Annotated in this window: 23 protein-coding genes; 7 read left to right on the top strand and 16 right to left on the bottom strand. The window is 42.3% G+C overall.

Features of this window, described 5'->3' with window-relative positions:
* Window positions 1-13: 13 nt before the first annotated feature.
* Window positions 14-895 carry an alpha/beta fold hydrolase gene (locus FTV18_RS03730; protein WP_180010578.1) on the top strand — a complete coding sequence of 294 codons (882 nt, stop codon included), beginning with the start codon at window positions 14-16 and terminating at the stop codon, window positions 893-895.
* Window positions 896-929: 34 nt separating this feature from the next.
* Here the strand turns inward: FTV18_RS03730 and FTV18_RS03725 are convergent, their stop codons facing one another.
* On the bottom strand, window positions 930-1,415 hold the full coding sequence (locus FTV18_RS03725; protein ID WP_180010727.1) for a hypothetical protein: 486 nt from the start codon (window positions 1,413-1,415) through the stop codon (window positions 930-932).
* Between the two features lie 390 nt (window positions 1,416-1,805).
* On the opposite strand from FTV18_RS03725, the gene FTV18_RS03720 reads away from it, so the two are divergent.
* Window positions 1,806-2,252: a GNAT family N-acetyltransferase gene (locus tag FTV18_RS03720; protein WP_180010725.1), complete on the top strand. Its 447-nt coding sequence runs from the start codon at window positions 1,806-1,808 to the stop codon at window positions 2,250-2,252.
* Between the two features lie 13 nt (window positions 2,253-2,265).
* On the opposite strand, the gene FTV18_RS03715 is transcribed toward FTV18_RS03720, so the two are convergent.
* From FTV18_RS03715 to FTV18_RS03695, 5 genes are all read right to left on the bottom strand, one after another.
* A complete protein-coding gene (locus FTV18_RS03715; protein WP_257218385.1) occupies window positions 2,266-4,053 on the bottom strand; it encodes a diguanylate cyclase in 1,788 nt (595 codons plus the stop codon).
* Between the two features lie 231 nt (window positions 4,054-4,284).
* Window positions 4,285-4,623, bottom strand: a complete 339-nt coding sequence (locus FTV18_RS03710) for an FKBP-type peptidyl-prolyl cis-trans isomerase (RefSeq protein WP_159123393.1) — start codon at window positions 4,621-4,623, stop codon at window positions 4,285-4,287.
* 80 nt (window positions 4,624-4,703) lie between these two features.
* Window positions 4,704-5,327, bottom strand: a complete 624-nt coding sequence (locus tag FTV18_RS03705; protein WP_103799665.1) for an MgtC/SapB family protein — start codon at window positions 5,325-5,327, stop codon at window positions 4,704-4,706.
* A gap of 89 nt (window positions 5,328-5,416) precedes the next feature.
* The gene (locus tag FTV18_RS03700; RefSeq protein ID WP_103799664.1) at window positions 5,417-5,947 is read right to left on the bottom strand and encodes a YaeQ family protein; all 531 of its coding nucleotides are present in this window, start codon (window positions 5,945-5,947) and stop codon (window positions 5,417-5,419) included.
* Between the two features lie 100 nt (window positions 5,948-6,047).
* Window positions 6,048-7,052, bottom strand: coding sequence for a GTP-binding protein (locus FTV18_RS03695; RefSeq protein WP_180010566.1), 1,005 nt, complete (start codon window positions 7,050-7,052; stop codon window positions 6,048-6,050).
* Window positions 7,053-7,445: 393 nt separating this feature from the next.
* On the opposite strand from FTV18_RS03695, the gene FTV18_RS03690 reads away from it, so the two are divergent.
* The gene (locus FTV18_RS03690) at window positions 7,446-7,700 is read left to right on the top strand and encodes a hypothetical protein (protein WP_004784941.1); all 255 of its coding nucleotides are present in this window, start codon (window positions 7,446-7,448) and stop codon (window positions 7,698-7,700) included.
* Between the two features lie 327 nt (window positions 7,701-8,027).
* Window positions 8,028-9,632 carry a bifunctional 3-(3-hydroxy-phenyl)propionate/3-hydroxycinnamic acid hydroxylase gene (locus FTV18_RS03685; protein ID WP_180010564.1) on the top strand — a complete coding sequence of 535 codons (1,605 nt, stop codon included), beginning with the start codon at window positions 8,028-8,030 and terminating at the stop codon, window positions 9,630-9,632.
* A 61-nt stretch (window positions 9,633-9,693) separates the two neighbouring features.
* Here FTV18_RS03685 and FTV18_RS03680 read toward each other — a convergent pair whose 3' ends face one another.
* The 5 genes from FTV18_RS03680 to FTV18_RS03660 form a co-directional block, all read right to left on the bottom strand.
* Complete coding sequence (locus FTV18_RS03680; RefSeq protein WP_171505579.1) at window positions 9,694-10,308, bottom strand: glutathione S-transferase family protein; 615 nt, start codon at window positions 10,306-10,308, stop codon at window positions 9,694-9,696.
* A gap of 123 nt (window positions 10,309-10,431) precedes the next feature.
* Window positions 10,432-11,328: a LysR substrate-binding domain-containing protein gene (locus FTV18_RS03675; RefSeq protein ID WP_159123387.1), complete on the bottom strand. Its 897-nt coding sequence runs from the start codon at window positions 11,326-11,328 to the stop codon at window positions 10,432-10,434.
* A gap of 1 nt (window position 11,329) precedes the next feature.
* Entirely contained in the window at window positions 11,330-12,532 is a 1,203-nt protein-coding gene (locus FTV18_RS03670; protein WP_180010562.1) for an MFS transporter, read from the bottom strand.
* A 41-nt stretch (window positions 12,533-12,573) separates the two neighbouring features.
* Window positions 12,574-13,137, bottom strand: a complete 564-nt coding sequence (locus tag FTV18_RS03665; protein ID WP_180010560.1) for a TetR/AcrR family transcriptional regulator — start codon at window positions 13,135-13,137, stop codon at window positions 12,574-12,576.
* 143 nt (window positions 13,138-13,280) lie between these two features.
* Entirely contained in the window at window positions 13,281-13,802 is a 522-nt protein-coding gene (locus FTV18_RS03660) for an acyl-CoA thioesterase (RefSeq protein ID WP_004784949.1), read from the bottom strand.
* 262 nt (window positions 13,803-14,064) lie between these two features.
* Here FTV18_RS03660 and FTV18_RS03655 point away from each other — a divergent pair.
* A protein-coding gene (locus FTV18_RS03655) for an IS5 family transposase (RefSeq protein ID WP_103270875.1) occupies window positions 14,065-14,816 on the top strand; the annotation gives its coding sequence in 2 pieces (ribosomal slippage) (window positions 14,065-14,401 and window positions 14,401-14,816; 753 coding nt in all).
* Window positions 14,817-14,935: 119 nt separating this feature from the next.
* On the opposite strand, the gene FTV18_RS03650 is transcribed toward FTV18_RS03655, so the two are convergent.
* Complete coding sequence (locus tag FTV18_RS03650) at window positions 14,936-15,112, bottom strand: hypothetical protein (RefSeq protein WP_162835329.1); 177 nt, start codon at window positions 15,110-15,112, stop codon at window positions 14,936-14,938.
* Window positions 15,113-15,445: 333 nt separating this feature from the next.
* Window positions 15,446-16,441: a patatin-like phospholipase family protein gene (locus tag FTV18_RS03645; protein ID WP_159123384.1), complete on the bottom strand. Its 996-nt coding sequence runs from the start codon at window positions 16,439-16,441 to the stop codon at window positions 15,446-15,448.
* 121 nt (window positions 16,442-16,562) lie between these two features.
* Between FTV18_RS03645 and chrA the strand changes: the two genes are divergently transcribed.
* On the top strand, window positions 16,563-17,777 hold the full coding sequence (gene chrA, locus FTV18_RS03640; protein ID WP_180011974.1) for a chromate efflux transporter: 1,215 nt from the start codon (window positions 16,563-16,565) through the stop codon (window positions 17,775-17,777).
* 52 nt (window positions 17,778-17,829) lie between these two features.
* Here the strand turns inward: chrA and FTV18_RS03635 are convergent, their stop codons facing one another.
* Window positions 17,830-19,305, bottom strand: coding sequence for a sodium:alanine symporter family protein (locus tag FTV18_RS03635; RefSeq protein ID WP_180011976.1), 1,476 nt, complete (start codon window positions 19,303-19,305; stop codon window positions 17,830-17,832).
* 42 nt (window positions 19,306-19,347) lie between these two features.
* Window positions 19,348-20,586, bottom strand: a complete 1,239-nt coding sequence (gltS, locus tag FTV18_RS03630; RefSeq protein WP_004784955.1) for a sodium/glutamate symporter — start codon at window positions 20,584-20,586, stop codon at window positions 19,348-19,350.
* A gap of 926 nt (window positions 20,587-21,512) precedes the next feature.
* Between gltS and FTV18_RS03625 the strand changes: the two genes are divergently transcribed.
* Window positions 21,513-22,220 carry a nitroreductase gene (locus FTV18_RS03625; RefSeq protein WP_180014575.1) on the top strand — a complete coding sequence of 236 codons (708 nt, stop codon included), beginning with the start codon at window positions 21,513-21,515 and terminating at the stop codon, window positions 22,218-22,220.
* A gap of 79 nt (window positions 22,221-22,299) precedes the next feature.
* Here the strand turns inward: FTV18_RS03625 and FTV18_RS03620 are convergent, their stop codons facing one another.
* Window positions 22,300-23,511, bottom strand: a complete 1,212-nt coding sequence (locus tag FTV18_RS03620; RefSeq protein ID WP_159123380.1) for a multidrug effflux MFS transporter — start codon at window positions 23,509-23,511, stop codon at window positions 22,300-22,302.
* Window positions 23,512-23,536 lie beyond the last annotated feature (25 nt).

The following is a 23,536-nucleotide window of genomic DNA, read 5'->3' as shown; positions in this document are numbered from 1 at the left end:
AAGGATATCCAGTATGCAACAAGGAAAAGTTCAGGTTGAAACCGTGCAGTTTTTGGCAGAAGATGGCTATACCTTAACCGGCAAGCTTTACCGCAGTGAATATGCCAAAGCCAATATTGTCATCGCCTGTGCGACAGGTGTTCCCCAAGCTTTTTACCGGCGCTTTGCCGATTATGCAGCACATGCAGGTTTTCAGGTACTGACTTTTGATTATCGCGGGGTGGCTGATTCTGCACCTAAACGGTTAAAGAATTTTAAGATGTCCTATCTGGACTGGGGGCAATATGATCTCAGCGCTGCGATTGATTATCTCAGCCAAACCGGTCTGGACATCTATATGATTGGCCATTCCTATGGCGGACAGGCCTTGGGATTAAGCAAATATCATGATCGCATTGAAGCAATGTACTGCTTTGGCACTGGTGCTGGCTGGCATGGTTATATGCCTTTAACTGAAAGAATCAAGGTTCAGGTAATCTGGAATATTGTTTTCCCACCGATGGTGGCAGTGACAGGTTATTTGCCATGGAACCGTTTAAATATGGGCGCTGACTTGCCACGTGATGTTTATCGTCAGTGGCGCAAATGGTGTAAAAATCCGACCTATTTCTTTGCCGATCCTGAACTGAAAGACCTGCATGCCCATTATGCCGCGGTAAAAACACCTATTTATGCCGTAGCCGCGCTTGATGATGCCTGGGCCTTACCTGAATCCAGACAAGCCTTTATGCAACATTATCGTCAGGCTCCGTTGCATTATATCAATATTCAGGCAGCTGATTATGGACTCAAGCATATGGGACATATGGGTTATTTCCGTCAGGGCGCAGAACAGCTCTGGGATGAAGTGCTTACCAAGTTCAGCGAATTACATCAACTCAAATATGCAGCTTGATTTTAGTTTCTAGAGCATTTAAGCATTTAGCTGCTTAAGCATAACGTGCCTGTTGAACATTGGTTCGGATTTCCTGACGGTGTTCCTCGCCGAAACGGTCGACATGGGCATAAAATACCCCATAACGGCCGACATAATACTCCAGTGACTGGTCATAAAAATTCCAGAAAATTGACCATTCGCCTAAATCCATCTGACGGATTTGTGTACCGGTATGCATCGGCATCTTACGGAGCAATTCCTGCTGTAACTGCTCTGCTTCATTGCGATCCTGAATCTGAACCTGATGTTGGAAAAATAATTGCGCCACGTCATCAAACAGTTCCAGCTCATAGGCATCGACCACATGCAAGGTTTCCTGAGAATCAGATTGATTCTCTTCAGCATTCCTGGAAATCGGGTCCGCTTTTTTGACACGTTTACTTTTTACATAACGCTGGGTTTTATAGATTTTCATGCCGATAAACCACATCGCATAAATTATCAGGGCTAGACATGAAAAAATCAGGAATTTAAGAATCATTGATCATCTCGTGTGGTTAATTTTATTTTTATCACGGTCTGCCAATTCTTGATTTGGCGATCTTCTTTTAACTTAACACAAGTCTATTTTTTGTACAGCAAACATGAGGATTTTTTTAGATCTTCTTGGATTTTTTCTTCGGTTGAGCCTTATTTCCCATTATTCAATTTGAAATGATAGTCTAAAATCTTGTTAAAAATTAGAATTAAACCAGAAGGCCAATATTGATCAAGATAAATAAATCAGACAAATCACTACAGAATCGATCATCAACTCTTGGTTCTTTAGCAAATGCACTCAAAAAGCTACACGATTGGTATTTGTTTTTCTGAGCATTTTCCTTCAAATAAAAGGTCCCTCTTTATGGTCGAGTAAATGAATAAAATTATGATTCGTGAAGGGAAGATTCAAGATATACCTCAAATAATTCAGGTCATCCACGACAGTATTCAATCCTGTATTTTGGATCATCAACGTGAAGACAGCGTGATCCAGCGCTGGCTGGAGCAGTTTAATCACGCCCAGTTAATTGTGGAAATGCTTTATAACGACTGTTGGGTGTATATTTTGAATGATCAGATTGTCGGCTTTTTGCTGGTCAGTGACACTGGAGAAATCCTGATGCACTATGTGGCTGCACGTTTCCAGCGACTCGGGGTTGGCACCCAGCTTTTTGATCAGATGCACAAATCCTTAGTGCGTAAAAATATCCATAAAATTAAAGTCCAATCGACTCAAACAGCTTTAAGTTATTATCAAAAAAATGGATTTTTCTCACCGAATCCTCAATCGGAAAATGAAGAAAATTATCATTTATATAAATACGCTTTTTAAAATTAAAACTTTTTTATGTCATTTTAAGTTGATCTCGCCCTGCCTGCTTAGCCGCATATAACTGTACATCTGCCGCTTTCATCAGTGCATGAATATCTGGATATGGATGTGTTTGATCCATCCAGGAAATGCCCATACTGACCGTGACATAGGATTTATCATCTGTGCGATTTAAATGTTCAAATTGCTGTTCGCGAATCTTGATTAAGACTTTTTCCAGAGATTGAAATGCTGGCTGGACAGGTACATCAGTAAGTAGAATCGCAAATTCTTCTCCACCATAACGGGCTAAATACGCGGATTCGGGGAGTACCGTCTGAATGACCTTGACCAGATTCTGTAAAATTTCATCTCCTTTTAAGTGCCCATAATAATCATTGTAGTTTTTAAAATAGTCGACATCGAGCATGGCAAAAATCAGTGTACTGTGTGGATGTTGCTGACAGTATAAAAACTGCTGCTGGATTTGGTCATTTAAAGCACGGCGGTTAAAGGCACCCGTCAAAGCATCAATATTCACCTGATGTTCGAGTTTGGCATTCAGTTCACGTAATTGCTCGGTACGTGCTTTGACTTTCTGATCGAGTGAATTATTTAACTCTTTCAGATTCATATTCAACTGCTCTGTCGCATAGGTTTGATGGGCATAATTTTGCGACTGCTGAAACATGATGATCACAGCATACAGACTGGTCGAGATAAAAGACAGATGCACACTTTCAATCACATTGATCAGCAATAAATAGTCATTTATAAAGGTCAGGCATAGAAAAATGACCGCATAGAGAGTCAAGCGCGAATAATTGTCTTTATGATGTAAAGTCTGATAAAAGCCATAGATAAAATTGACCACCACGACTATCCCGAAAATCGCACTATACAAGGCCAGACGTTGAAAATTTTCCGGATCGATCAACAGGGTTACGACACAGTTCAGTAGTAAAAGTCCTGCGGCAACACTATAAATAAATCGATGCAAATAGCGCTGATTAAACAGGTACATATAACTGAGGAAAAATAGAATCGCCAGGAAAGTGAACAGATATTCTAGGCGTGTTCCCCATAGCCAACCGAGCTTAGTCACGATCGAATAGGCATACGGCGCTGCAAAAAAGTTATGCAGGGCCAGAAAAATAATGAACAAGCCAAAGATAAAAATACTTTTGCTATTGCGTTCTGTTGAACCCCGAAACATTGAAAAAAGAATCGTAAAAAAACCCACCCCAAGCACCAGTCCACAGACTATACTGATGCTCATCATAAGCTGCTGATACTGACGGTTAATAGTTCCGGCTGTTCCAATGCGTATAGGCTGTTCAATCCCGCCATGCAGATGGGTATAGTTTGAGGCCTGAATACTCATGGTGAAATATTCACTCTCAGGAACAAAATAACCGATTCGAGGAGCCCTTTCATTTCTCTGCTCTTCCGCTGTTTTCGCAATTTCCCCATGCCGCAGAATAAATTTTCCATCGATATAGATTCGATAGGCACCATATTCAGCCGGAATATGCACGGCGATCCGACGTCCGATAAATTCTGATGGAATTTTGAAATGTCCGATAAAGGTTCCATAGCCAATATTTGAACCGGTCAGGTCTTTAAATGAAGCGGGTAATTGAACCTCTTGCGGAGTAAGTACGGAACTTGGTTCAGTAATAAACTGGTTTGGATAAAACTGCCAATTTTGGGGCAATTGGCTACTATGATCTTCAGTAAAGTGAATTTCGGAAATATGCGGTTGACTGTGCTGCGTGACAGAGGAAGATTCAAGAGATGCCTGGGCGAAAACTGGAATCATCACTAATAGGACCCAGCTAATGCTCCAAATCAATATTACAGAATAGACATTCCTTATCATGTTTTGCAAAGACAGTATTTTCCTGAAAAGTGCTTTATTCTTCTTATAATCTACGTCGAATAGCAGGGAGTGCAAAGCTTTTTTTGTAGCTCATCGGATGAAGTCCATCTAGCTATGACTTCACCCGTTCAACATTCACTCATCACAATGAATGAAGCTTATTTCAGTGAATCAATCACGTGTTTTAACATCATACAGTTCGATTTCAAAAATCAGGTTTGAATTGGCCGGGATGATATTCCCCATTTTACGTTCACCATAAGCCAAATGAGCAGGCACAATTAGTTTACGCTTACCGCCCACTTTCATACCGATAATCCCTTGATCCCAGCCCTTGATCACACGGCCAGTGCCAATCACGGTTTCAAAATAGTTACCACGATCCAGTGATGAGTCAAACTTGGTGCCATCTTCTAGCCAGCCAGTATAGTGAGTCGTAATAAGCGCGCCCTTAACCGCTTCTTTACCTTCACCCACTTTCAAATCAATAATTTCTAGCTCTTTGGTCATGACCAATATCCTTTCTCTGGCAAATACGCATAGTATAAACGGGATTAGACAGAATTCCTTTAGCTTTGAGGCTTAAAGGATTAAAAGCTGAGTTCCTGGATATTTGAATCATTCAGTAAATAGTTAGTCAATTTTTTATGATTTTCGGCGGAGCCAATTAAAATCCAGCGTCCACTAATACGGTGTTCCGTTTTATGCTGCACACTGCGAACGACTTTCATATTATAAGTTTTAAATAATTCTTCGTATTGCTCTAAGGTTTTACGTTGATAAGGACAGATAATTCGGTAGGTTCGTGCCTGACTTAAAGTTTCTATTCCCTCTTGGACATAGATCAGAAAAATCAGCACGATTAATACAATAAAAGTAGCAAACAGACTCAGCCATTCATAACCCGCGCCAGCTGCCATGCCCAGTGCTGCTGTCATCCAGATGGTTGTCGCTGTCGTAATGCCTGAAATCCGGTTTTCATCTTTAAAGATAACTCCCGCACCAACAAAGCCCAAGCCAGTAAGGATATTGGCTGCAATCCTATCCTGACTATCCAGACCAATTTTGATTGACATAATCGTGAACAAGCAGGAACTCAGACTGACCATGATCATAGTCCGCAAACCGGCAGACTTACTGCGATATTCGCGTTCTGCACCAATAATTGCACCAATACCGAGGGCAATGAGCAAACGATAAAGATCCGGATGCATATATTTATCCCTGTTTCATTTTTATTATTGTCAGGTATACGCAATTTCTGAATCAGGATACAAGCCGAGACTTGCATCCTTATTGGCTGTTATTGTAACTGTTCCCATTCAATTACAGCTTGGGCCTGATCACCGATCAAGGTCCATTCGCCATCCATGACATTCAGTTGCAGCTGCATGGTACGTTCACATAACTGTTGTACCGCTTCAGTGCTGGCGGTCGAGATTTTCCAGACCTCAACATTCGACAGCGTTTTCAGTTTGGAATTACGTTTATACCATTCATCAACTGAAGAACCATAAGCAACTACTGCGACCTGTTTGCAACGTGCGCTGGCTTTTTTGACTTTATCTTCGTCAGGACAACCCACTTCGATCCATTTCAATAATTGGCCAGTCAGGTCTTTTTCCCACAGCGCTGGCTCATCAGTCTCAAACAGATCCTTGGTAAATTCAAGCGCTTCGCCAGCAAAACGTGCATAAGCCAGAATACGTACCATCAGACGTTCAATGGTTTCCGAAGGATGTAGTGCCATCGTCAACTGATAGTCTTCATAACGATGGGTATCCATATCGGCAACGTTCAAATCTGCCTTATAAATTGTCGCTTTTAACGCCATAATACAATCCTCAAATTTGGCGCCTAGCATATAAGATTTATTGATTTTTTGCTGGACAGATTTCGTCTTATCTAGCTATTTTCTATACACAGATTCGAAGCTATTTTTCCTGCTCAATCCGGCATTGCATTAAAGCAGTTTCAAACTCCAGCCAGTCACGTGAGGTCTGGTAAATCACTTCTACCCGGTTATCAATGCCTTCTTCGGCAGACTGATAATTAAACTGATCAGGATTGAAATTAAAGCTTTTCCAGCCCTGATTGGTATTAAAAATCCCTTTGATTCTGAGCCAATCCTGCTGCTCACAAAGCAGATCCAGCAGATCATAAAAATCAAACTGCCAGCGTTTTGGCAATTTCCAACCTGCCACCTGATAGCCTTGTGCACTTTCAACATAATGATAAGGCAACTGATGTACGACAGCCGGCACCTCTCCCAACACTTGGCGCTGTTGCTTGAGCAGTGGCTGAATCTGACGTGAAGCACCCTGATAATCCTGTTTGATTTGCTCAATATCCAGCTGTCCGTTTTCTATCATCAGCCAGTGCTGGGCATATGGCTGATACTCAGACTTGAGTTCAGTTAAAGCAGCATGATCAGTTTCAGTCATCAAATCAGCATGGGAAATAACCACGATATTGGCAACTTTCAGCTGATCCGCATACAGGTTCTGATGCGTCCAGTCCCGATCATGTAAACGTGAACCATCGACTACCGTGACCAGAGCCTGCATTTTCAAATGACTCTGCCAATGCGGTTCGGTGAGCTGTTCCAGCAGTTGCCCGGGATGTCCGAGTCCTGTAGGTTCAATAAATAGCCGGTCCGGTTTGGTTTCTGACAATAGCCGGGATAAAGCAATCTGCATTGGCAACTGACTGCTACAACATAAACAGCCGCCCAGCAATTCTTTCACTGCATAGCCCTGATCCTGAGGCAGTAATTGCTGGTCGACGCCAATCTGACCAAACTCATTCATCAGCACAGCCCAGACTTCTTGCTCCGGTTTCTGGCTCAGTAAATATTTTAATAAAGTGGTTTTACCAGCACCCAAGAATCCGGAAATGATGTGTACAGGAATAGGCTGCTGAGCGGCAAGAACTTTCAAAATTGATTCTCTCTCAAAGATAGAATTAGAATGAGTAAACCTGACTATTATAGAACACTGGACTCTTGCAAAAATGTTCATTCTTGGATGATTAGATTCTATTTATCTCGGTTCAAATAAAAATAACAGTCTGTAGTAAGTACTTTTTAACCGTTAACTAGTTCACTTAAACGCTATATTTGAAATATTTACACACATTTCCAGCTAACAATTTCCTATACATTTAACAGAAGAAAACAAATTTCCAATGATTGTATTTGCTTGGTTAACAGCTTCGTGCGGCTTTTGTTAATTGCTTTGCTCCATAAAATTTTCATGCTTAGGATGACTTCCTGCCGGATTGATGTGATGGTCATTCGGCAGTTTATAAATGTAATAAAAAGGATGCTCAACATGAAATATACACAAATCTTACTTGCAACAACGCTTACTGCAGCCGCAGCTACCAGTTTTGCAGCAAACAACACCACTGACACGAAGACCACTGAGGAACAGAAAGTCACTGTGACAACTCAGGAACTTCCTGCAACGAATAACCCAAATCCAAATGTAACCACAGCTGGACCTGCTGACCAGCCTGCTGCGTCTGAAGCTGCTACAGAAGACAAAGATGGTAAAAAAACGACTAAGTCGACATCGACTCGTTAATCAGGTTTAAAGCAACATCTCGTGCAGTAAATCTCCAGTAGGTTTGACCTATGCTGCCGGATGTAGACTAAGGCTGAATCATGCAACTGCGTGATTCAGCTTTTTTATACCTTATAGGCTATTCACTATAGCCAGAAATGATCATAGGATTCATTCATCTTATGAATAAATTTAAATATTATTATTTATTATCAATAACTTATTAAAATAAAATTCTTTTCAACTAAATCTTTTTGATAGACATGACCTACTATGGACTAGCTTGTTTAGCGCTATTGATTGTTCCTTAATAGTCTCAATCCTGAATTGATGGAATGGACATTCGCGATGAGCAATACAAATTACACCACTGAAGTGGCGATTTTGGGGGCCGGCCCGGTAGGTTTAACAATTGCCAACTATTTAAGCAAACAGGGTGTACAGGTCACTGTGGTTGAACAGCTAGATAGTCTGATCGATTATCCGCGTGCCATCGGCATTGATGATGAATCCTTGCGTACCATTCAATCTTTGGGACTGGTTGATCAGGTCTTGCCGCATACGACCCCGAATCATGCCATGCGCTTCCTGACACCCAAAGGCCGTTGCTTCGCAGACATTCAGCCACTGACTCGTGAATTTGGTTTCTCCCGCCGTAATGCTTTCATTCAGCCACAAGTAGATAACGTTCTGCTAGAAGGCCTCAAACAATATAAAAAAACTGAAGTACTTTTCTCTCGCCATCTGACACATTTCAGCCAGGATGCTGAGGGTGTAACTTTAAATGTTCAGACTAAAAATGGCAGCTTAGAAACCATTCGTGCGCAATACCTGATTGCCTGTGATGGTGGAAACTCTTATGTACGCCGTACCCTCAACATTCCATTCGAAGGTGAAACTGCGCCAAACCAGTGGATCGTGATTGATATCGATAATGACCCATTGGCAACCCCACATATTTATCTATGCTGTGACCCGGTGCGTCCTTATGTATCAGCTGCCCTGCCGCATGGCATTCGCCGCTTCGAATTCATGGTTATGCCAGGCGAAACTCAGGAAGAACTCAGTAAACCGGAAAATATTGCTAAACTGCTTTCTAAAGTTTTACCGAATACCGATGGAATCGAAGTAATTCGTCAACGTGTCTATACCCACAATGCACGTATTGCAGATAAATTCCGTGCTGACCGTATCCTGCTTGCTGGTGATGCTGCGCACATCATGCCGGTATGGCAAGGCCAAGGCTATAACAGCGGTATGCGTGATGCCTTTAACTTGGCGTGGAAAGTCGCATTGGTGATCCAGGGAAAAGCAAGTCATGAATTACTGGACTCTTACCAAGTGGAACGTAAGGATCATGCCAAAGCGATGATTGATCTTTCAGTGATGGCAGGCCACGTTCTTGCGCCACCAAAAAAATGGCAAGGTTTTGTTCGTGATGGTATTGCTTATGCATTGAACTATATTAAGCCAATCAAACAGTACCTGCTGGAAATGCGCTTTAAGCCTATGCCGAAGTATCATGATGGTGCCCTGCTGGCCAATACTCAAAAAGACTCTCCAGTCGGCAAGATGTTTATTCAGCCGCAGGTGAAACTGGAGTCTGGTGAAACTGTATTACTCGATGAAGTGATTGGCAATGACTTCGCCATCATTGCCTGGGGGGTGGATCCGAAATGGGGCTTAAGCAAGGAAACGATACAGCAATGGAAAAACCTTGGCGTGAAATTTATCCAAGTCATTCCTGCGGTTCAGTTGTCTAATCAACATCGTAAGCAATACGAAGATGTGATCACCATTGGTGATATCGGTACGGACATTCGTACCTGGTTCGGCAAGACCAAGGACTCTATCGTCATCCTGCGTCCAGACCGCTTCGTGGCAGCCTTAGCGATTCCTCAATCTATAGAAAGCACAAGTCAGGCGCTATTTAACAAGCTCCATGTCAAATAATTGACCTCAGTCAAAAAAACCACGCTACGGCGTGGTTTTTATTTATAGATGAACATAAAAGCTAAGTTCGGTATTGCTCAAACCATGAAATATCTTTGAGAGAATCACGACGTGCCATTTGCTGTAGGAAAGGTTTAAATTCTTCCAACGGCGGCAAAATTTTGGTACTAATTGCGAAGATCAGACAATAGGCCACATATAGATCTGCAGCAGAAACTTTTTCACCTAAAAGATAAGGCTTGGCCTGCGACAAACCTCGTTTAAAAAAATCAAATACCGCGGCTTCGTTACCAAAACTTAAACTGGTTCGGACCTTTTCAATCTGTTCTTGAGATACTTGTAAATTTTTTACATCAATATATTCAGTCAGTGGCCCATGACAGAAGAAAATCCATTTTAAATAAGTACCACGCTTGGGATCATCTAAAGCGGGTGCCAATCCTTTGTCCTGATACTTATCTGCCAGATAGATGATAATAGCCGCCATTTCTGAAATTACGACGCCTTGATCAACCAGACAGGGAACTTTACCCATCGGATTGATCTGAAGATATTCAGGTTGATGCATATCTTTAAAAGGAACTTCCACCTGCTCAAGCTGGTCTTCAATCTGTAGTTCTTTAAGGATAGGCAGCAAGGTCATGCCGCGTGACTGAGGGTTGTTATAGAGCTTCATCATTCTGCTTCAACCGATTTCTTATTTTTTGAATTTCAGTATAAAGCGATTTTCCTCTGCGATTAAAAAGCATGTGCTACAGATCATTTCTGTAGCACATTTCATTTATGGAAGATCAATAATTTACTTAAAAAGGTCTACACAAAACTTTTCTTTAAGCACTTTCAGAATCAGTTCAATCGCAGGATGCTGGTTATTTTTACGGTAACTGACATAGAGAGCAATCATCGGTAAAGGTTCCAGCGTTTTCTTCACCACAATATTATCGCCGAGTAAAGGAATCACATAGGCTGGTACCAGACTCCAGCCAACCCCCATGCCGACCAGATTGACATTCAGCAGAATATTGGTGGAATACTGCACCACATTCACGTTCAGTTTCGATTGCCTAAAAAAATCATCAATAATCTTATGCAGCTGTGGTGAAGCCTGCTCATCACTAATCACAAAGTCCTGATTTTCAAACTTCTTGATGCTGACATAGGGCATTTCTGCGACCGGAGAATTTTTCGGCACAATCAGCGTCAGTGGCTCATCAAAAATCTGAACGGACTCAAACTCATCCGACTGATCTCGGTAGCGGGTAAAGGCAATATCAATACTGCCCTGTCTCAGCGCGCTAAACTGTTCTGCATCGGTCAGGCTATGAAACAGTGCTTTCAGTTCAGGAAAATGTGCACGGATATTCGGCATGATATAAGGAAAAATTTTCATTTCCGCGACCGGTACGAAGCCGATATTCAGCTGACCCTTATGTGCATGGGCGATCTGACGGGCTGCCTGCACGGCACGTTCCGCATGTTCTAAGCTCAACAGAGCTTCCTTTAAAAAAGCCTGTCCAGCCTCGGTCAGCTCAACCTTGCGGTTATTCCGCTCCAGCAATTGCGCATCCACTTCACGCTCCAGATCCTTAATCTGCTGACTGAGTGAAGGCTGAACAGTATTCAGTTTTTCAGCTGCCCGAGTGAAATTCAGCTCTTCAGCCACTGTAACAAAATAGCGTAAATGTCTTAATTCCATTTTATTCTTCCGGTAAGGATGCTGAAATCGAAGGTCGCTTCCTGGCCACATATTGACGGTAGATCAATAAAGTGAAAATCACCATCACTGCACAGAACATATAGGTCTTTTCAAAACCGTATTGCGCAATGATCATACCCATCACTACTGAACCCACTGCCAGTCCAATATCAAACAGGGTAAAAAAGGTAGAAATTGCATAGCCCATACGCTGTTTTTCGACAGATTGAATCGCTAGAGTTTGTAAACATGGAAATAATGAACCGTAACCAATTCCGATAAATACCGCAGACAACCACATAGTCCATTGGCTGGACATGACACTGACAATCATCATGCCAATCGCAAAGAAAATAAAGGAAGGATAGATAACTGCACTTGGTCCTTTACGGTCGTAAATTTTGCCCACCCAAGGCCGTACCAACAACATTGAGGCCGCAAAAACAATAAAGAAGATGCCGGTATAAGCCAGTAGTTGCTTGGTTTCACTAAAGGGCGTGATAAAACTCATGATACTGGAGTAAGCAAAAGCCGTGAGCAGTGCCACAAAACTCACCGCCAGCACTTTGACTTCAATAATGTCATGCAGGCTGAATTTTGATTTTTCGACCACTGTAGCTTGAGGTTTTGCTAATTCGGTAATTTTCAGCATGAAGGAAAAGATCAAGCCGATAGAGATAATCACGGCAAGCAAGCCAAACAGCACTTTAAAGCTGGTGAACTGAACTACGGTTAAGGCCAGTAATGGACCAAATACCACACCCAGATTAGTCGACATGACAAAATAGCCCATGCCCTCACCCTTACGAGATTCCGGAATAAACTCATTTGCAACGGGAACGGTGACCGTCGTCAGGATGCTGAACCAGATCCCATGTAAGAAACGCACTGCCAATAATGACCACATGCTATCGACCAGCAGATAACCAAAGGAAAATAAGGCAAAAATAACTCCGGCTCCGCGCATTGCCAATTTCTTGCCGAGTTTCTCGATGATCATGCCAGAAAAAGGTCGAACAGCGATGGAGGAAACTAAGAACAGGGTCAAAGCTAAACCTGCTTCTTTGACTGATCCGCCCAGATCTTTCATGATATAAACCGGCAGAATGGTCAGTAAGGCAAAGTAATAGACAAACAGGAACAGATTGTTCAATAAACACAGAATAAAGGAGCGATTCCATAAGCGCTCAGGACTAGCAGACATAACACGCAACTTTTAAAAACAAATTTAAGAACTGACTAAACTCAGGGAGAAATCAAAGCTGGGCTTAAGGCCAGATCTACCAGATTCTGGATATATTGATCATCCGGCATGCGGTTGAAGAAAATGATCTGGTAATGAATCGGCCCGTATAAGGTGTCCAGCATCAGATCAAAAGGATAATCCGCACGTAATTCCCCACGCTCGATGGCCTGTTGAATCAATTGGTGGGTTTGTTTTCGACGTGGTAATAGATACTGCTGAAAAAAGTCTGCAGCCAGCTCCCGATGATTGGCCATAACGACCAGCAAAGCTCGGCCTACCGGATGATTAAGCGCCAGAACCAGCAGAGTTAGCTGTTGAACCAGATTGCTGCGCAAGCTTTGTGAAGCATCCAGTTCAAATACCCCTGCTGTGCGCTGCTTAAACGCATCTAGTACCAGTTCAGATTTATGTTTCCACCAGCGGTAAATCGTAGATTTGCCAACCCCTGCCCGTGCAGCCACATCTTCAATCGTTAGCTGATGATATTCACCTTCTGCCAGTGCATCCGAAACCGCCTGTAGAATACTGTGCTGGCGCCGTGAACATTTTTCTTCTTCACTCATGCTTAAAACCAAAAAAACAAAACGATACGTATCGTTTCATAGTAGATTAAAAAACAAGCTTAAGCCAGAGTTAAATGAATTTTATAGGCAAAAAAAAGACCTCTCATTGAAGGTCTTTTTAATAAGCAAATTAAGTTTAGTTCTTAGCTATGCGCTGATTTTTTATAGATACTGCATGAAGGATGATGATTTTCCTGCAGACGGGCAACTTTACGTTGTTCAGCTGCTTCAAAACGGCAACGTTTCCAGTCATTGTCCAGATTCAGCGGTGGAATCTGTTTAGGCTTACCATTTTCATCAACAGCGACCATCGTGAAGTAGCAACTATTGGTATGGCGTACAGTACGTTTCTGAATATTTTGCGCTTCTACACGAATGCCAATTTCCATTGAAGTACGACCTACATGGTTCACACTTGCCAGGAAAGTCACCAGCTCACCCACATGAATCGGTTCTTTGAAATTTACTTTGTCCACAGACAGGGTTACGACATAACTACCCGAATAGCGACTCGCACAAGCATAAGCAACCTGGTCCAATAATTTCAGAATTGTTCCACCATGTACATTTCCTGAAAAGTTCGCCATATCTGGCGTCATAAGGACCGACATCGTTAACTCTGACTGGTCATCCGATGCTGTTGCAATTTGATCTAAAGGGGCCATCGTTTTCTCTGAACTCTTTGAATGACAATGATATAGACCATTATTATAGCGTTTTTGGCCTAAATAAAATGTTCAATTCGGCAAATAAAACATCATAATTCTTGATATGAAATTTTTCTCCATACAAAAAAAAAGATATTCCTCTGAGGATCCATAGAAATCATCAGAAAGTTATTTTCAGTAACTATAAAATAAACAGGAATTTATCCACTAGGGCTTGTTGAGAATTAACAAAGGCTACTGATTAATTTATAATAGTACTATGGATAGATACATACTTACTGATGCCCAATGGGCAAAAATGGAACCTTTTTGCCTAGGTAAAGTGACCGATCGAGGTCGTAGTGGAAAAGATAATCGATTATTTTTAGAAGCAGTCCTATGGATTGCCCGTACAGGCAGTCCATGGCGTGATCTACCTGCTCATTTTGGTAAATGGAATACCGTCTTTAAAAGATACCGTGATTGGGTGAAAGCTGGTGTATTTGAAACTATTTTTGCATCTGTAAATGAAGATGTTGATTTGGAATACGCCATGATTGATGGAACGATTGTTAAAGTTCATCGACATGGGCAAGGTGCAAAAGGGGGACTTTCAAACAGTCTATAGGTAAATCTCGAGGTGGAATGACCTGTAAAATTCTTGCCTTAGTGGATAGTCTAGGCAACCTCATTAAGTTTCGATTAATGCCTGGTCAATATCACGATTTAGTAGAAACCAAACCTTTAATTGAAGATGTTGATTTTCAAGCATTACTAGCGGATAAAGCATTTGATGCAGATTGGCTCATCCAAGAACTCAATGAACGTAAAGTGAAAGTGGTGATCCCACCCAAATCTAATCGAAAAGTAATGAGAGCCTTTGATACGATTATGTATAAATGGCGTCATCTCATTGAAAACTATTTCTGTAAGTTAAAAGAATTTAAACGTATAGCGATGCGTAGTTGTAAAACAGATACGAGTTTTGAAGCCATGATTCAATTGTGCGCGAGTTTAATTAACTCTCGGTAATTCTCAACAGACCCTAAAGTATTTTCTTGAATCAATGCACTGCAATGAAGAAATTTTCTATTAAGCATGCAGAACTCGGTTTAAGAAAACTGCATGTATTAACAAAAAATAACCTCGAATTAAGCAGGCACCTGCCTCAACATTTCTCGCGCCACATTCTCATAACTTAAAGTCTGCTGGCCATGCAATATAGTTTCAACGGTAAAAGAACCATCGGGATGAACTTTAGTTACAGTAAAAATCGTATTTTCAAACTGAGCTAATGTGACTTGCTGGCCAATTTCGATGTGATTCATATGGCTTTTACATTTATTAATCTGTCGATTTTTATTCTGTCATGATCTTCTAAGCTTTTGAACAGTTGTTTAACTTAAGTCTGTGAATAATTTTGTTAAAATCAAAAAATAGCCTTAAAATATTTTCATAAAATCACTATATTTTTATAATTCAAAGATTTATTTCCCATTAAAACTTGGGCTTTAAGTGACTTTCAATAGGTAGAAAACATCAGCTCATCTCTAAAAACGATGAGCAAAAATGAGCCGCTTTTCACCTATATGAGGAAAGTGGTGAATATCTTTATACATCTATTTGAAAAATAAATACTTTATTCAAAATCTTAGAACAAACTATTGTTGCTGAGCCAAGAGCAATGGAATCTGATGACCTTGACTATAATTATGCTTCTGATAGACCTGAGCAATTTCTGGTAGCTTGAGTTTAGCCGCCTCAATCCCAGCATCCATGGTCAACTCCCTGCCACGCACGTCAAAGATATGACCTTTTTCGCGTAAGTCTGGTTGAATCACTACATCGGCGTATTGCAGTTCCTCAGAAGCTAGACGTTGCTGCATGATATTGATGTTCTGGTTGAATAGGCCCCAGACATTGGTGGTTTCGGTATGGATCGGCTGTGCCAGAATATCGACAGCAATCACAATATCAGCGCCCAACTCACGAGCCACTTTGACCGGCACCGGACTGACCAGCCCTCCATCCACATATTCCTTTTTCTGGATAACAGTCGGAATAAACATGCTTGGAATAGAAACGGATGCACGCACTGCCTGACCGGTATTACCATAATTAAAAACTACGCGCTTGCCCTCTTTCAAGGCTGTGGCTACCACAAACATCGGGATTTTCATGGCTTGCAGAGGCGTCTGATCAACCTGTAAATTCACATAATTTTCAACTTTTTTGCCATCAAAAAAGCCTTTGCGGTCTAGCTTGATGTCGCGAACATCAGTGGCTTTCATGCTTAATGCAATATTACGCAGTTCAATCGCTGGTTTACCACTGGCATAAATGGAACCTACGATACTGCCAGCACTGGTTCCCACAATAAAGTCAGGTTGTATGCCTGCCTGCTCCAATACTTCAATTGCACCGATATGCGCATAGCCACGCGCACCGCCACTGCCAAGAACGAGTGCAATCACCGGACGGTTTTCTGTTTGCTTGATCTTGCGGAAATTGATCTGGTTTGGACGTGCCTGGGCTTCTGCTACTGAACTGGCAGATTTGATATGACTAGAGTTAGATGGATTAAAACCGGATGTCGTTTGGCAGCCGCTCAAACCTACCATTGTCATCGCCAATATACTCAGTACATATTTCTGCATGCAGAGCACGTCCTCATTTTGTTAAAGCAGCATAGTGTATAAACACATGCTTAAATAATCTGTAGAATTTCGTAAAACTGTCATACAGTTGCACTAATGTCTTTCAATTTTCAGCCACTGTATGAATACACCTTCACTGTACCGGATCTTTCTCACTTTCCTGCAACTGGGCTGTATGGCATTCGGTGGACCGGCAGCGCATCTGGTGTTTTTTCACCGTAAATTTGTCGACCAGTTACAGTGGTTAAATGCGACACAATATGGTCAGCTGGTTGCATTAGCGCAGCTTTTGCCCGGCCCAAGCAGCAGCCAGGTAGGCCTTTCAATTGGCTATCTGCAAAGGGGTTATGCTGGAGCATTCATGGCCTGGCTTGGGTTTACCTTACCTTCAGCGCTTTTGATGAGCTTGATCGCCGTACTTGGTCAGTACTATTTCCATATTCTAAACTCAAACAGCTTTCATAGCATTCAATTGATCGTTTTTTCTGTAATCGTCTGGGCATTCTGGCAAATGCTCAATAGCTTCTGCAAGAGCATCTGGCAATATGTACTGGTCTTCATTTCCGTCCTGATTCTGAGCTTCATTAGTATCAGTTTGAACCAGCTACTGGTCATTATTTTAGGGGCAGTTTTTGGCCTCATAATGGCAAAATTTTCCAATTCTCCTCAGGAAAATAAGCCTGCTTCAAATTCATCTACCATTCACTCAAGCTATATTCGGCCACGTCATGCACCTTACTGGTTCATCGCATTTTTATTACCATTTTTTCTGATTCCTATACTAGTCAAATCTGGTTCTTGGCCTGAACTCGCATTTTTTGCTGATTTCTATCAAACTGGCTCATTGGTCTTTGGTGGCGGGCATGTCATTCTGCCTTTGCTGCATCAGGACTTTGTGGCGACCAATTTACTTTCGCCCCAATCTTTCGATCTAGGTTATGCATTTGCCCAATTGATGCCGGGTCCATTATTTAGTTTTTCCAGCTATGTCGGTGCTCTGTTGCCTTGGACAGGTTCATCCTGGATTAATGCACTGTTAGCAACCTGTGCCATTTTCCTGCCTTCGTTTTTTCTGATTTTTGCTACTTTGCCTTATTGGTCATGGTTAATGCAGCAACGTATTATTTTTCAGGCGGTAAGCGGGATTAATGCGGCAGTGGTCGGACTACTTTTATATTTGCTGATTGATCTCTCTCAGGCATATTTTCGTTTCTGGTCTGATCTGGTTTTTGTCATCGTGATGATTCTACTGTTACGCTCGAAATTACCAGTCTGGTTCAGCCTGATTGCCGGATTTATCCTATATCAAAGCTATCTTAATTTTGTGTCATTCTAACCATTTAAACCCATAAAAAAGCCCCGAACCAGTCGGGGCTTTTGCTCAAGTCTTACCAGATATCTGATTTAACTTTATCTTTAAATTTCGGATGATCATCGAGCTTAAACTCTGGTTGCTCGATGCCACGTTTCAGCTGACCGGTATAGTCCTTGAGCAGCATCAAAATAAATGGCATCAGCAGCACAATCGCAATCAGGTTAATACTGGCCATGACACCCATGAACAGGTCCGCCATATTCCAGATCAACGGCACACTAGCAATCGAGCCGAAATACACCATAAACAATACCAGCAACCGGAAAATAAACATGACCTTGCTGTTATTATTGATGAACTGAATATTTCCTTCTGCATAGGCATAGTTACCAATGATAGAAGAATAGGCAAACAGGAACAGAATCAAGGCCAGGAAGTCATCGCCCCAAGCACCAATCTGGCTTTCAAGCGCCATCTGGGTCAAGGTCACGCCTTCAAAACCGGCATTTTCATATAGGCCAGAAACCAGAATCACGATAGCGGTACATGAACACACAACGAAGGTATCTACAAATACGCCAAGCATTTGAACCAGACCCTGATTCACCGGATGTTTCACGTCAGAGGCAGCCGCCGCATTCGGTGCTGAACCCATCCCCGCTTCATTCGAAAATAAACCGCGCTTAATCCCCATCATCATGGCCATCGAGATCATGGCACCGAAGAAACCGCCTGCAGCTGCTTCAAACTCAAATGCTTTGCTAAAGATCAGCTGAAAAATAGACGGCAACATATCGTAATTGATGACGGCGATATATAAAGCTACACCCAGATAAAGAACTGCCATGAAAGGGACCACCCCTTCAGCAACTTTTGCAATCCGTTTGATCCCGCCAAAAATAATCATGGCCGTAATCAAGACCAAGACCAGACCAATCCAGGAAACTTCCAGATCGAAACCACCTAATGGCAACATCAGATTGGCTTCATTCCAGCCCCAGGCATGTGAGGTTGCACCAGTAATCGCATTGGCCTGCACGGCATTGAACACAAAGCCGTAAGTCGTAATCAGCGCAATTGCAAAGACAATTCCCAGCCATTTCTGTTTAAGACCCTGAGTGATGTAATAGGCAGGTCCACCGCGGAATTGCTGGTTCTTGTTATCACGAACTTTAAATAACTGTGCTAATGAGGATTCTACAAAAGCAGAACTCATTCCCAGAAATGCAGTAAACCACATCCAGAACACAGCACCTGGACCACCGACAGCAATCGCAATGGCGACGCCTGCAACATTACCCACACCGACCCGGCTGGCCAGGCCTGTAACAAAGGCCTGAAACGGCGTAATACCATGGTCATCATCGACCTTGCTACGGCTGCGTTTCATGACTTTGATACTGTGCCAGAATAAACGGATCTGTACTGCACCGGTCATGATCGTATAGCAAATACCAACAGCGACCAGGAACACCACTAAAAAGTCCCAGAGTGGACCATTTAAGGCATCAACCCAGCCCAGTAAGGTTTCATTTAGCTGATCATTCATGTCATATCCTTATGAGCTTATGACTCATTATCAAGCCTAAAATTAGACGAAAAATTTCAAGATCATCTGGATGATCGTGGCATTAATCAAGTCAACGAAGAAAGCACCACATAATGGAACGATCAGGAAAGCTTTATGCGATGCACCATACATATTGGTAATCGCCTGCATATTGGCGACTGCCGTTGGGGTTGCACCCATCCCGAAACCACAGTGACCTGCAGCCAGTACTGCGGCATCATAGTTTTTGCCCATTACCCGGAAAGTGACAAATGCTGCATATAAAGCCATGGTCAAGGTCTGTGCACCGAGAATCACCATCAATGGTCCTGCAAGATCCGCCAGTTGCCATAGTTTTAATGACAGCAACGCCATGGCCAGATAAAGCGACAATGAAGCATTACCAAACACATCAATCGCACGGTCGAAGATCTGGATTTTCAGGATACCTTCCAGCACGTTACGCAGAATCACGCCGCCTGCCAGTGCCCATACAAATGTTGGCAGTTCAAATACTGTATCTTTACTGAAGCCAGTCATCAGCTCCGCAAATGCTAGACAGCCTGCAAACAGACCAAGTGTGGTAATGGCATTATCGGCAGTGATCAGACGGACACGATGTGGATATTCAAATTGCACATATTCATCTGTCGTGCTGTCCATTGGCGTGTTGTCACGTTTTTCGATCTGCTGATCGGTACGTGCCACAGCAAGATTATGACGGTTAATCAACAGTTTCGCCAAAGGCCCACCGATAATTCCCCCAATAATCAGACCGAAGGTCGCACTTGCCATACCGAGCGCCAAAGCCCCCTGAATACCATGCTCAACTTCCATAATTTCACCCCAGGCGCCAGCAGTACCGTGTCCACCAGTCAAGGTAATCGAACCGGCAATCAGACCGATCAGAGGATCAATACCCAGTAAACTTGCCAAGCCCATACCCACTGCATTTTGTAGGGCAATAAATGTTGAGATGGCAACCAGGAAGATCACCAGTCCGATCCCGCCTTCGCGTAATTTAGCGAAGTTCGCACTCAGACCGATCGAAGCAAAGAAAATCAGCATAAAACTGGTTTGCAGTTCCGCGCTCGTGGTAATGCTGTAGCCCCAGAACGAATGAACCAGCAGAGAGATAACCGCTGCAACCAAACCACCTGCGACAGGTTCAGGAATGTTGTAACGTTTTAGAAAATCGATTTTATCTACCAGAAACCGGCCCAGTAATAGCACAATTACTGCAGCGATCAGGGTATAAAATGCGTTAAAAGTAAAATCCATAATTTTTTTGTCCAAGATGGTTCTGAATTTTTGTCATTCTAAAAGTCGTGTTGCGATTCATTTCCACAGAAGAAAACCTTACATTACCCCATGTAATTGTCATCTACTTCATTCATCCATCGCCTTTAGAATCAACAAAGCATTCCGCATCTGTTTCAAACTTATGAATATCATCGTGATGATCATATTCAGTGAGAGATTTATAAAAGCGAAAAACAGCCTTTTGCTGATTGCATAAGCTACGCCAGATGCATAAATTCATCTAAGCGTGCAACTCATAGCGATAACATCCAGCCTATATTTTTTACTTCTCAACCAGCATGAATTGCTGCATGAGTGCTTTTAACCTAACTGAGTTCATCAAGTCATTTGCAATAAGATATTTCAAATAGAGCTTGACCATGCAATCTTCATTATTTCTTCAAAATGCATGTATTCAACTGAAAAGTCGCACATTATGCTGTTTCTTTGTATAAAGTTTTATTGTTTTTTATTAACTATAGTTAGTGAATATATAAAAAATAATTATAACTTCTTATTTTTTATAGTTTACTACCCCCAAATTTTAATCGAAATAAAATATTAATTGAACGTAAAAACGGATATTTAATTTTATTTTTAAGATTGAATTTTAATCATTCTATTTTGTTCTTAACTTTCCTTTTAGTTCCAGCCATCGATGTTAATTGCTCAAGATATCAGCATCTAAAATATCGGTTGCATTTTTAGAAGGAGTTTTGTTTAAGCATTCAATAAATTTCTTAGGCTATTTATATAACTTCTATATCTCTTAAGTGCATTCTCATTCATGTGATTTTTATTAATCATCATAATTCACTGTGAAACTAAAATTCCCCCTGCCCGACAGAGTTTGTTTGGTTTATAGTCAGTTCACCATCATTAAGGATATGAGATTGGAAATTAGAATGGATCAAAACCTCGTTCATGCTGTAGATCAAACCATTACTTCCCGGCATTCGGTTCGTGCTTTTCTGGATACGCCGGTCAGTACCGGCATGCTCAAAGACATTTTGACTGTGGCCAGCCGCGCCCCTTCAGGGACCAATACCCAGCCATGGAAAGTATATGTGCTGACAGGGAAAAAGCGTGATGAGCTGGTGCAGCGTGTCTGTCAGGCGCAAATGGAGCTTTACCAGAATCCGGCACTGGCCGAGCAATATAAAGAAACCTTTGCCTATTATCCCGAACAATGGTTCTCTCCTTATATCGACCGACGCCGTGAAAATGGCTGGGGCTTATATGGTTTGCTGAATATCCAGAAAGGCGAAAAAGAAAAAATGGCGCGCCAGAACCTGCGTAATTTTGAACTGTTTGATGCACCAGTGGGGCTATTCTTCACCTTACATAAAGATTTGGGCGTAGGTTCAAAAATGGATATTTCCATGATGATTCAAAACGTGATGCTGGCTGCCAAGGCACGTGGTCTGGATACCTGTCCGCAGGCTGCCTGGAATCATTTTCATAGCATTGTGCTAGATGTACTGGGAGCAGGTGAAGATGAAGAGCTGGTCTGTGGCATGTCACTAGGCTATGCAGATCCAGACCATATCGTAAATACCTTTATCACCCCACGTGTCCCGGTAGAGGAATTTGCCGTTTTTGTAGATGAATAAGATTTGATAAGCCATGATCCAAGCATCAACTTTGAGCTGCTTGGATTGTCTGACAGAGATATAGAGTTCTTGCAGCTCCTTATTTCTGTTTAACTCTAGGCAGTTCTAATTTCAATACAGATCTAAAGGCTATAACTACAAAGATCGCCATTACCAAGGCCATATTGAATAAAGCATCCCACAGCATAAAGTTCAGCAAAACCCCACCCAACAAACCGCAGGCAAATTGCATACTGCCCATGATCGCACTGGCGGTTCCCGCACGCGCGCCCTGCTCTGCCATGGCCAGCGCCATCGCATTCGGTCCCACAAAACCAATCGAGGCCACAACGACAAATAAGGCCGCCATAACTAGGACAACAGATTCAATATTCAGATAGCCTAAAACCAGTAAAGCCAGGACACCGATTCCCTGTAAAGAAGCACCTAGTTTTAAACGACTTAATACTGAAAGATATTGAGCCAGATGCTTATTCAGGGTCGAGAACAGCATGATTCCAACGGCATTCCCCCCGAAAGCATAAGCAAACTGCTGTTCAGTGAGATGATAATGATCCATCAGAATGGCTGAAGAAGCGCTGATATAGCAGAACATCACCGCCCCAGAAAAACAGCCCACCAGCATCGGTCGTCTGAAACTTTCATCCTGAAAAATGGTTCGGTATAAACTCAATACCTGTTGCAAATTCAGTTTAAGACGGCGTTCCGGGGGCAAGGTTTCCTGAAAGAAAAAATGCACACAGACCAGACTAAACAAACCACAGCCCATCAGCACCAAGAAAATAATATTCCACTCAAAGAACATCAGTACCCATGCGCCGAGACTTGGCGCAATAATCGGTGCAATGGTCGTTACAATCATCATGCTGGCAAAGGCCTGGGCAGCCGCCTGCATATCCAGCCGATCACGAATGGTTGCTCGGGCAACCACGACTCCTACACATCCTCCTAAGGCTTGTAATACCCGTGCTGCAATCAGGCTCCATTCATTCTGTGCAAACATACATAACAGGCTGGCCAGAATATACAGACTCAATCCAAAATAAAGCGGTGGCTTACGTCCAATCCGGTCACTGATCGGGCCATATAGCAACTGCCCAACCGCCAGTCCAAGGAAATAAGCTGGCAGACTATTGGAGACCATCTGGGTACTGACACCAAAATCCGCTGCCATTTCTGGCAAGGCAGAGAGATACATATCAATGGATAAAGGACCAAGTGCAGTCAGTGAAGCCAGCAAAATAATCCAGGACATGGCATAAGGTCGTGGTGCTGTCGTATTGGAGTTCATGTAATTAAAGATTTTAATGCGCAGT

The organism is Acinetobacter sp. YH12241 (assembly GCF_013417535.1).
GTDB lineage: Bacteria > Pseudomonadota > Gammaproteobacteria > Pseudomonadales > Moraxellaceae > Acinetobacter.
Note: the sequence above shows the minus strand (reverse complement) of the source record. Positions and strands in the feature narration are given on the sequence as shown.

Coding starts and splice junctions, on each gene's coding strand:
- FTV18_RS03620 (WP_159123380.1), bottom strand. CDS start 23,511: ATGAACTCCAATACGACAGCACCACGACCTTATGCCATGTCCTGGATT.
- FTV18_RS03665 (WP_180010560.1), bottom strand. CDS start 13,137: ATGAGTGAAGAAGAAAAATGTTCACGGCGCCAGCACAGTATTCTACAG.
- chrA (WP_180011974.1), top strand. CDS start 16,563: ATGAATACACCTTCACTGTACCGGATCTTTCTCACTTTCCTGCAACTG.
- FTV18_RS03645 (WP_159123384.1), bottom strand. CDS start 16,441: ATGCAGAAATATGTACTGAGTATATTGGCGATGACAATGGTAGGTTTG.
- FTV18_RS03715 (WP_257218385.1), bottom strand. CDS start 4,053: ATGATTCCAGTTTTCGCCCAGGCATCTCTTGAATCTTCCTCTGTCACG.
- FTV18_RS03720 (WP_180010725.1), top strand. CDS start 1,806: ATGATTCGTGAAGGGAAGATTCAAGATATACCTCAAATAATTCAGGTC.
- FTV18_RS03625 (WP_180014575.1), top strand. CDS start 21,513: ATGGATCAAAACCTCGTTCATGCTGTAGATCAAACCATTACTTCCCGG.
- FTV18_RS03705 (WP_103799665.1), bottom strand. CDS start 5,327: ATGCATCCGGATCTTTATCGTTTGCTCATTGCCCTCGGTATTGGTGCA.
- FTV18_RS03650 (WP_162835329.1), bottom strand. CDS start 15,112: ATGAATCACATCGAAATTGGCCAGCAAGTCACATTAGCTCAGTTTGAA.
- FTV18_RS03730 (WP_180010578.1), top strand. CDS start 14: ATGCAACAAGGAAAAGTTCAGGTTGAAACCGTGCAGTTTTTGGCAGAA.
- FTV18_RS03660 (WP_004784949.1), bottom strand. CDS start 13,802: ATGGCCCCTTTAGATCAAATTGCAACAGCATCGGATGACCAGTCAGAG.
- FTV18_RS03670 (WP_180010562.1), bottom strand. CDS start 12,532: ATGTCTGCTAGTCCTGAGCGCTTATGGAATCGCTCCTTTATTCTGTGT.
- FTV18_RS03635 (WP_180011976.1), bottom strand. CDS start 19,305: ATGAATGATCAGCTAAATGAAACCTTACTGGGCTGGGTTGATGCCTTA.
- FTV18_RS03710 (WP_159123393.1), bottom strand. CDS start 4,623: ATGACCAAAGAGCTAGAAATTATTGATTTGAAAGTGGGTGAAGGTAAA.
- FTV18_RS03680 (WP_171505579.1), bottom strand. CDS start 10,308: ATGAAGCTCTATAACAACCCTCAGTCACGCGGCATGACCTTGCTGCCT.
- FTV18_RS03690 (WP_004784941.1), top strand. CDS start 7,446: ATGAAATATACACAAATCTTACTTGCAACAACGCTTACTGCAGCCGCA.
- FTV18_RS03685 (WP_180010564.1), top strand. CDS start 8,028: ATGAGCAATACAAATTACACCACTGAAGTGGCGATTTTGGGGGCCGGC.
- gltS (WP_004784955.1), bottom strand. CDS start 20,586: ATGGATTTTACTTTTAACGCATTTTATACCCTGATCGCTGCAGTAATT.
- FTV18_RS03700 (WP_103799664.1), bottom strand. CDS start 5,947: ATGGCGTTAAAAGCGACAATTTATAAGGCAGATTTGAACGTTGCCGAT.
- FTV18_RS03675 (WP_159123387.1), bottom strand. CDS start 11,328: ATGGAATTAAGACATTTACGCTATTTTGTTACAGTGGCTGAAGAGCTG.